Annotated in this window: 8 protein-coding genes and 1 tRNA gene; 4 read left to right on the top strand and 5 right to left on the bottom strand. The window is 48.8% G+C overall.

From position 1 onward, the window contains the following. Positions 1-219 precede the first annotated feature (219 nt). Positions 220-1,212: a hypothetical protein gene (locus Q0991_RS11600; protein ID WP_299488598.1), complete on the top strand. Its 993-nt coding sequence runs from the start codon at positions 220-222 to the stop codon at positions 1,210-1,212. A gap of 51 nt (positions 1,213-1,263) precedes the next feature. On the opposite strand, the gene Q0991_RS11595 is transcribed toward Q0991_RS11600, so the two are convergent. Together Q0991_RS11595 and stpA are read right to left on the bottom strand one after the other, a co-directional pair. After that, complete coding sequence (locus Q0991_RS11595) at positions 1,264-2,382, bottom strand: PrsW family glutamic-type intramembrane protease (RefSeq protein WP_299488596.1); 1,119 nt, start codon at positions 2,380-2,382, stop codon at positions 1,264-1,266. 50 nt (positions 2,383-2,432) lie between these two features. Then, positions 2,433-3,710: a glucosylglycerol 3-phosphatase gene (stpA, locus tag Q0991_RS11590; protein WP_299488594.1), complete on the bottom strand. Its 1,278-nt coding sequence runs from the start codon at positions 3,708-3,710 to the stop codon at positions 2,433-2,435. An 81-nt stretch (positions 3,711-3,791) separates the two neighbouring features. On the opposite strand from stpA, the gene Q0991_RS11585 reads away from it, so the two are divergent. After that, the gene (locus Q0991_RS11585; RefSeq protein WP_299488592.1) at positions 3,792-4,001 is read left to right on the top strand and encodes a hypothetical protein; all 210 of its coding nucleotides are present in this window, start codon (positions 3,792-3,794) and stop codon (positions 3,999-4,001) included. Positions 4,002-4,173: 172 nt separating this feature from the next. On the opposite strand, the gene Q0991_RS11580 is transcribed toward Q0991_RS11585, so the two are convergent. From Q0991_RS11580 to Q0991_RS11570, 3 genes are all read right to left on the bottom strand, one after another. Beyond that, complete coding sequence (locus tag Q0991_RS11580; protein ID WP_299488589.1) at positions 4,174-5,511, bottom strand: CCA tRNA nucleotidyltransferase; 1,338 nt, start codon at positions 5,509-5,511, stop codon at positions 4,174-4,176. A 110-nt stretch (positions 5,512-5,621) separates the two neighbouring features. Continuing rightward, positions 5,622-5,702, bottom strand: a tRNA-Leu gene (locus Q0991_RS11575). Between the two features lie 209 nt (positions 5,703-5,911). Then, positions 5,912-6,430, bottom strand: coding sequence for a universal stress protein (locus tag Q0991_RS11570; protein ID WP_299488587.1), 519 nt, complete (start codon positions 6,428-6,430; stop codon positions 5,912-5,914). A gap of 1,085 nt (positions 6,431-7,515) precedes the next feature. Here Q0991_RS11570 and Q0991_RS11565 point away from each other — a divergent pair. Both Q0991_RS11565 and Q0991_RS11560 read left to right on the top strand, forming a co-directional pair. Continuing rightward, a complete protein-coding gene (locus Q0991_RS11565) occupies positions 7,516-8,013 on the top strand; it encodes a rod shape-determining protein (protein ID WP_299488585.1) in 498 nt (165 codons plus the stop codon). 139 nt (positions 8,014-8,152) lie between these two features. Beyond that, positions 8,153-8,872 (top strand): ATP-grasp domain-containing protein (locus tag Q0991_RS11560; RefSeq protein WP_299488583.1); only part of this gene is annotated, 720 nt, incomplete at its 3' end.

Here is an 8,872-nt window from a genome sequence, read left to right as displayed (position 1 = left end):
ATAGGGTAGTCGTTTCGGCCACCCTATTTTCTTTGAAATCACACTGCCCTATCTACTGCTGACTCTAGATTTGAAGTACCTTGTCATCCCCAAAGGATTGCAACACACCCTGAACTCTTTCCCTCCAGCATTTCTGAAGGTTACTGGCTTCATGATTCCATCCATTCCAAGAAACGAGATATCACGACTCGTCGAATCAAGCTGGTCGCCAACGAAGCAGTGTATCAAATTCGTCCCGCTTTTCTATTGCCTTACATGGTGGGGATGACGGATGAGGTGGAGAAAGCCCTGTATCTTAGACGCTTTGGCGTTCCCTTTGAAGCCCTTGCATATGTCTTCGGTCACGATCCAAGCTTCTGGTATCGGCTCTACCAAGGATTAGGACGCCTCTCCCTTGTAGGGACCACCGTCAAAGATCCAGAAACAATTACAGTCAACCTCACTGCGGATGAAAAGCATAGCTGGCTGTTAGGTGATCGCGTCTATATCCCGACGACAGTTGGCGCTGGCTGCTTTCTAGGGGTGGATATTGTTGAAAGTGCTGAGACTCCTGACTTGGTGAAAGGGTATGGTGTTTTTAGAGATGAAGCCCTCAACTTGAATCTAGGCTATCAGACAGAAACGGTCACTTTGGATGGCTGGGAGCAGTCTCATTGTGCTTGGCGGATCCTTTTTTCGGGAGTCGCGATCATCCTGTGCTTTCTGCACTCGGTTTTGGATATTCAGAAACGCTGTAGAAAGAAGAAAATACTTTGGAAGAAGCTCACAGGAAGGCTTTGGCATACTTATAAAAGTCCGAGTAAACGCCACTTTGCCCAACGCTTGCGCCGCTTACGCGAATGGGCCGAAGGCCATACCAAACAGCAAAGTATCCACCAGCGCCTGGAGGGTATGAGGGCAAAATCAAAGCAGTTTCAGGCTGCTTTCGATTACCCTGACGCTGCCCGAACCAGCAATATGGTGGACAGATTGATGAATTATCAAGACCGTCTATTAAGGACGATGCAATACTTTCACGGTTCGGCAGATGCTGCCCGATTGTACTTGAGGTCTATCGCGTTGATCTGGAATTTTCACCCATATGGAAAGAGAACAGTGTCAAAAGATCCAGAGCGATGTTCTCCATTTAAAGATCTCAACGGGTTTCAGTACCACGATAACTGGCTACAGAATCTTCTGATTGCAGGTTCGATGAATGGTTACAGGCAGTGACTTTCAGACCACTCTACAAAATCCGAAAGAACGAGTGATGAAGACAGGATTTTAGGTGCTTACGTCTTCATTTCTTAGCGTTAACCGCTTTTCAACTCGCAGTTGTTTCAATCCGTCTTGGAGCACCGCCAGAACCACAACCCAAGCGATAAAGCCCAAAATAATAGGCTTGCCATATAAAGGGAGTTCGAGGGGGCTATTCCAGATCATATGCAGCACAACCGCGATGCTAAAGACCCGGATAAATCTGGGATCCTGAACCATTCCCAACCGAAATTTTTGAGTTCCCTTAATTTTCCACAACACTGCTGCGCTCATTCCAGTCCAAACAATGTGACCAAACGGAGCAAATATCCCCCGGAGTAAGATGACATCGAGCATGACATTGGGATTGGAAAAACTTAATCCGGCGAGCAACGCATAACCGGCTGACTCGAAGGCGGCAAATCCGGTTCCCACAGCTGCCCCAAACAGTAAGCCATTGAGGGTGTATGGATATCTCGAGTTGTTAATGACGAGTAGGAGGGCGAGCAGCTTTCCAGGCTCTTCAGCTAAACCCGCCACAGACGCCCCCAACCAGTCTAATGACAAGGTAGAACTCACTTCAAACAAAATGAGAGAAAAGATTAACGATAGGATGCCCCCCAAGAAAAGGAGGCGGATCACTTGATAGAGAGAGACATTTTTCCGAACATTGGCTTCAAAGAAAAAAATTAAGGTCGAAAATGGGATGGCAAATGCCCCCACAATAATCAGCCCCGGAATTAAATTCGGGTTTTGAAATTCTCTCCAGGCGAACACGAAGCCAATATAAACCGCAACAGCGCCAACAAAGGTTCGAAAAAAGACCCATGGTTTAGGCCAACTGGTATCCACGTCTTGGATGGATGGTGTGGTCAGGGCGGTCCCGACCGTGAAATAGGCTTCCACTTCTTGCTCGGAGTGTTTCTTAAAGACCTCCGAAAACATTTCCCCTAGGCTAAACCCTTCCAGTTGGTCAACCCCGGCGGCGCTGGTAATTCGCTTCGCTACACCTCTAACCACTTTTTGAGAGTCGATTTCATCGTGACTCGGTCTAGATTGAGTCCTGGATTCCCTCGGTGGCTCTGGGAAAGCGGGTGGAGTTTCGAGGGGATCACTTCCTTCACTTGGAGGGGGTTGCTCGCTCATGGCATCTGTTGGGTAAGAAATACGATGTTAAGTGAACAATGAGTTGGGACTCAAACTGCCCGACGTTGTGCAATTTTCTGAAAACACTGAATATATTGCCGATGTCCTTGGGGGAAAACCACATTTAAGGTTAATGGGTCTGCGCGATCGCGATCATCGCCTGGACCCGCGACGACTTGATAGGAGGACGATCCGCCTGCGGTCGCTGTCCGCTCAAGCTGTAAGGGCTTGCGATTTTTGACTTCACCGCCGCTGCTATCCACGTAAACGACAACGTTATGGGTATTCAATTCACGGCCTAGGGTTTGGATTAGGTGTAAGAAGTTGCGATCGCTACCACCTCGCTGAAACCGCAGTTCCCCATTTTCCTCCACTGCCTTGCTGGTCACTGTATCTCCAACACCCACCAAGGTGGGCATCTCAGCAGGATCAAAATTGTCTTTGACTAAATCAATCAAGGCAGATTGAGATTGAGGTGCCTGCCGAGCATTAAAGTCTTCACCGAGGGGGTATTGCCCTGTGCGTTGATGATAATAGCGATTCAAAATCACGAGCACCCCGACTTCTTTGATACCGCCTTGCAACATAAATTGGAAATCTGTCGTTCCTGCATCCTCAGGGGTCGCTGCCTGCAAAATTTCATGTCCTTGGGCATCTTTCCCCAAGTTGGGAGCGTAATGAACAAAGAACGACTCGCCAAGCCCTTGATCCTGAGCGTGTTGCAGCAATGCCGTCATTAACGTTTGCATCTGCTGCTGCAGGTGACCATACTGTTCAGTTTGGTCTGCAAACAGCTCATAGAAAACGTTGAGGTTGGCCGTCGGCGAGACAGGGTTATCTAGGACAGCAGCTTGGATACAGGTTTGAATATTCGAGTCGTGCTTCGCTGCAGATTGGAAATAGTACTGTAAATGCTGGGTAATTTGCTGGGGGACAGCCGCAAGAAATTCTAACTCCTGGGCATTCACCCCTGGATGAGAAACCGTGCCAAATCGAGTCTGCCACTGCACACCCCCTGCGGCCAGGCCTGGTAAATAGAGGCCTTCTTTCGCAACAATGCCGGGCTCAAAGGCCTGCTCCACAATCCGATTGACGCCTCGGTTCCCAATATGCTCACCATTTGTGAGTACGTAAAAATGGCCATCCAATTGTTGGACTGCATGAACGTAGGCTGGATCGATGGTGCGCGTTAAAGGGTCTTTGACCAGCCCCATACAGACGCCATCCAAATCTTGAATGATTAAGAGATTCTCTTGCCGAACACAATGATCAATCAAAGCATCATGATCCAAGGACCAGGCTTGTGAAGACAACGTAGAATCAGACATCGATAACTCCCATCATTTGTGCTTCAGCAGCACAGCTTTAATGCCGTAAAGACAAAAAAATTTGATCAGGCATTAGATTGAGTGCATTCGGTTTATCCAGCTGATGTCTTAGGGCCTGCCGCTCTCTCCACTCCTTCTCTCTCCACTCCTTTGGAGACGATGGTGAAGTTCAGGAAACGCAGCCAAGCGAGAGCCGGGATGGCCCATGCTCACCCTCAGGACATGATTTTGCACTTTATCATTGTAGAAGCCTTAACTCACTGTGCAGAACACAAAATTCTGACACAGTGAGTTTGGGAGCAGTTGGTCTGGCATAAACCTTTCGGATGTGCCAGACCTTCCGGTTATAGAGTGCCCATCCTTGCCCTTGTTACGACAAGAAGGACCGAACGGATTATGCCGCCCCCCGGTGAGCAGGCTTTGCCTGCTCTCTGTTGTGCTGGGGGGATCCTGTTGGTCGCAGCTACCCGTTCTCGGTCATTGCCAGGGGTGAGTGAATAAGCTGTTGGGCCAACTCCAACGCCTCCTCTGGTGTCGAGACTTGACCTTCAGCTTGGGCCAGCGTCAATTGTGAGAGTAGGCAGCCCACCTGGGGGCCGGGAGATAGATTCAGGGCCTTCATCAACACTGAACCCGATACAGGGGGTTTAGGGTGGGCAAGGTCACTGAACGGATCAAGGTATTCTCCAATCCAGGGTTCTAATTTTTGCAAGTAAGCCAACTGGACGCCAGGGTCAGGCGGTTCGGCCCGTTGCTGAATCAGGTGGGCTGCGAGGGTTACCATCACCACAGCGGGGAACGTGCCTCCTGCTGCCTCAAAGAGGTGAAACTGATCTGCACGAGTGTACTGGCCTTGGTCAATCAGCTCCTGCAAACGCGGCCAACTGGTCAAGAGCCGTGTCAATACATGAATTTCTCCTCGACTAAACTTCATGTGTTTGAGGGTTGTTTCCGCTCGAGAAGGACAATCAGCCACCAATCCTATCCACTTCGCCGTTGAGAGCAACGTGCGCTGGGCGGCTTCTTTCCCTTGGGCTCGTTGATTCAATGCTTGAGGTAAGGCGGCGGCGAAGCCTGGTGCATGGTGTTGGAGTAGACCAGCAGCCTCATCAATGGCTGATAAAAAAGCGAGGCTGGTCTTGGATGCATGGGGAAACGACTGACGTAACAAACCATCTTGCCAAAGTTGATGAATCCAGGGGGTTGCCGACGAGTCACTTAAGAGATAGCCCAACTCAACTTTGATCCGCTCTGCTGCCACTCCAGCTAATTTGGGGATAAGCTGGCAAATGGTGGCTTGAGTGTGTTGTTCAAGGGAGAGTCCGAGCTGGGCTGCTTGCCGATAGGCTCTCATCAGTCGTAGTGGATCATCTGCTAGATTTTGGGGCGCGATCATACGAAGCAATCGGGCGTCGAGATCCTGCTGCCCACCTAACGGGTCAATCAACGTATCAGAAAAGGGATGATACGCGATCGCATTAATCGTAAAATCCCGACGCTGTAAATCCTCTTCGAGGGAATTTCCAACTTGCAGGGCAAAATCAGCCGTTGCCTCTGGAAAGACCACCCGGGCAATATCCCGCTCTGCATCCAGAAGGACAAATCCTGCATTACAGTTGCTGGCAACCCGGCGAGCCGTTTCTACTGCAGCTTGAGGTAAGACAAAATCCAGATCTAAATAGGCTGTCCGCCGATTGAGTAAGGCATCTCGCACACACCCTCCAACCAGGTAGGCAGATGGGGGCAAATCCTTATCTTGAAATGGCCAGGTTTGGGGAGCAAGGGCTGATTGGATAGACATGCGAGCCGATAGGGAAAATGCCTCTAAGCATCACTCCAGACTCAGGCTATAACGGTGAGGCAATGCCATTCTCTATGGAGGGACTGATGATGAAGACAGTCAATCAGTAATGGGCAGGGAGAGACTCGAACTCTCATGACCGAAGTCGCCACATTTTGAGTGTGGTGCGTCTACCATTTCGCCACCCGCCCTGGGCCTTAAAGGCAAAGTTCCACCATTATACAAGAACCCATCATCTGCGCAACGGTTTCTTTGGGTTACGCAACCCCGATGAGCATGGGATCTAAATGTCCAAATGTGTCTGGCAGGAAGAGGCTCCAATATCTTGTATTCCAAATTCTCAGAGTAAGCCTCTCGTGCTGTGATGGTCGTCCCCGCTCAAGCTGGGCAGGGCTGCTGCTTACGGCGATGAGTCTGCGGTGATGGTTGCCCCCTGAATCACTAAGACTGCACACGGTGCATGGTGAACGATATGGTTGCTGACACTCCCCAGCAAGAGTTCTGTGAGTCCGGTGCGGCCATGACGACCGACAACAATTAAATCAGCCTGCCAGTCTCGAGCCAGATCGCAAACTTGATGTCCTGGGTTTCCACCCTCGGCCTCAAAGGTTGCCGTTATCCCCTGCTGTTCGGCTGTTTGACAGAATTCCCGTAGCCATCGTTTGGCATTTGTAAGTTGTGCGTCCCACGCTTGCTGAGCGATATCAAAATCAGCAGCAGACGGAAAGAGATAGCCTGTATCTAAGGATGTTCCCGCTGGTGCAATCGTGGAAGCACCTGCCGGATCAATGCCTCCTTCCACGCAGTGTAAAAGTTTTAACTCAGCCTGGTGCAGCTTAGCAGTTTCTAATGCTTGCTGATACACGGCGGCTTGTAAGGCCGAGGCGTCGATTGCCACCAAAATGCGATCGTATCCCATTACGAATCCTCCCTCGTAGCAATAACAATAATCTACGGGTTTTTTAGGGGCAATGGATCAAGTAAATCATTCGAGGGTCCAACCCCATCGACTGACTCGGGAGATTAACCGTTATGAGATCGCGTTTCTTCTGGAATGTTGTACATTCGAGAATTAAATATGACACTTTCCCAGAATTAATGTCAAAGCCCTAAATCCCAGAGAAGTATACCAGATAAGGATTTCAGGGAAATATAGATTTGCTCTTCACTGGATATCTTGCCATGATTAAATGTCCATTGTTCCAGAATTCTTGTAGGATTTTCCAGGATCAGGTGTCATTTCTTATCTTGTCTTCAGCGCTAAACCTACAAAGATTATTGAGGACACTGTTGGTCTTGAAATGGCTATTTCTAGTTAGTGAATAGATAGTGATAATTACCAATGTGTCGCTTTTCTAGCTAAATCAGAGTGTCATACGGCACTTGACATTTAATATTCTGTATAGAGGAGTTATACATCAGTTGTATAACCATAGTTAGGCTACCGTACATACACATGTTCGACTTCAGCCAAGTGACAGTAGAACCACTCGAGTGGCCAATAGCGTATGGCCCGGGCCAACCCGAAGGGACGGTCTTGTCGGACGGCCTAGCTTTGTGTTTCGTCTATCCTGCAAGGGGACGCGGTAGATGGGTAGTTCTGCGTTTCCAAGAACCTGAAAGTGTCTGCTACGGAAAACCCAATGTCTCAGAACTTGACTTGCACTCCCTTGTAGGAAAGGCCCCGTCGGGGCAGCTCTGTATTGTTCACGGCTCACCTTGGAAGGCAGAGGCAGAGCGAACGAATGCGGCCCATCGTCAGTATGATCCGAGGTATTGGGAGAGAATCAAGCACTATTTCGCGTTTCTGTGGGACTACACATTTCAGTGCCTTGCGTCGGGGTTTGTTGCCGAGGAAATGGACGGCCCTTATGCACAAGTACTCGCAAACGCAGTAGATTCGATACACGTCTCCGGAGAAGCCAAGCGTGACAATGAATCTGACGATGCCTCACAGGCAGCTGCGGCAGACGTTTGACAGCGAGCTTAGTGTTAGGTGACTTGGTGAACTTGGTTCAAAGACTAATGGGCATTTTTTCAGAAGATCTCCTCATTGAACTTACTAAATCTGAAGTAAGCATCACCTCGTTTTCCAATGGGGCCACTGTAAAAGACAAACCATTAATCGCCGTAAGCGGAGAAAAAAATAAATTGACGGTTGAGGGTGTTGGCGCTGAATGTCAAAACATGAGTAAATCTGGGCTGCAATTCATAAATCCCTTTGATCATTCCCGCTCTTTCGTCGCAAACTTCACATATGCTGAAAAAATACTGCGACATTTGATCCGAAAACTTCTGAGTAATCCGCTGATAACTTCTCCTAGAGTGATAATGCATCAACTGGAAAAGAATGAAGGTGGGCTTACAGAAATTGAAGAGCGAGTGTTAAGAGAGTTAGCATTGGGCGCTGGCGCCAGAGAGGTGATTGTTTTTCAGGGGTCGAAGATTAACACCAGTGTGGACACATACCAGGCAATTAAGCAAAGAGTTGACGTCACCTAACGCCTCTCTAAAATCCCGTAGTTAGACTATGGCGTGTGGATGTGACCGCCTCATGTAGATTAAGCAAATTTTGGCTCCTCGAAGCGCAAAAGTCCCCTTGGTATAGAAATCAACTTGGCTTTTCTTTGAATTTTTCGTCATGAAGACCTTGCGCTGGCTGATAGACTTGCACCCAGAGTTCCCAGCATCGGCGATAGTTGCAGACTATTTAAGACAACATAAGAAAATAGAGCCCATCATCATCGATCGGCACGATGTAATGTTAGGTAGATGGCCAGATACTGAAGATTGGATTGTGGGCTACGGGACGATGTTTGCTATGACACGCTTGCTCAGACATCCACCGCTCAGTACAGCTATTTTTGACGATTATTCGGGTCTAAGGTGCTCTAAATACTATTCTTACAGCTATCCTTTTTTAGGACGTGCTTTCCTGTTTGCCCCATTTGGGGCACTACCCAATTTACCCCTTCAAAGGATGTTCGGAGATCATGTTTTTGTCCGTTCCGATACCAATTACAAGCTTTTCCCAGCGGAGGTCTTAAAAACCCAAGCGCTTTCACATTGGGTCAAGACCTACTCACAACATCAAAATGAGCTAGCTGTGGCCTCTGAAGTGGTTTCATTTGAGGCTGAATACCGTTGCTTTTGCCGAAACGGCATATTCTTCTGCGGCAGCTCGTATCCAGACGAGCCATACTCTGAAGTGCCTCAAGAGATAAGATCCGTTGCAGAGAGGGTTGCACAAGCCTTGGAAGTAACTGGTATGAACATGCTGACTATTGACATTGGGATACATGCTGGCGAACCTAAGCTTGTGGAAATTGGCGGGGTCAACAGCTGGGGGATTTATGGATCG

It is taken from the genome of Acaryochloris sp. IP29b_bin.137, from assembly GCF_028285745.1.
Classification (GTDB): domain Bacteria; phylum Cyanobacteriota; class Cyanobacteriia; order Thermosynechococcales; family Thermosynechococcaceae; genus Acaryochloris.
This window is presented reverse-complemented; position numbering and strand designations above follow the sequence as displayed.

Coding starts and splice junctions, on each gene's coding strand:
- Q0991_RS11595 (WP_299488596.1), bottom strand. CDS start 2,382: ATGAGCGAGCAACCCCCTCCAAGTGAAGGAAGTGATCCCCTCGAAACT.
- Q0991_RS11570 (WP_299488587.1), bottom strand. CDS start 6,430: ATGGGATACGATCGCATTTTGGTGGCAATCGACGCCTCGGCCTTACAA.
- Q0991_RS11580 (WP_299488589.1), bottom strand. CDS start 5,511: ATGTCTATCCAATCAGCCCTTGCTCCCCAAACCTGGCCATTTCAAGAT.
- stpA (WP_299488594.1), bottom strand. CDS start 3,710: ATGTCTGATTCTACGTTGTCTTCACAAGCCTGGTCCTTGGATCATGAT.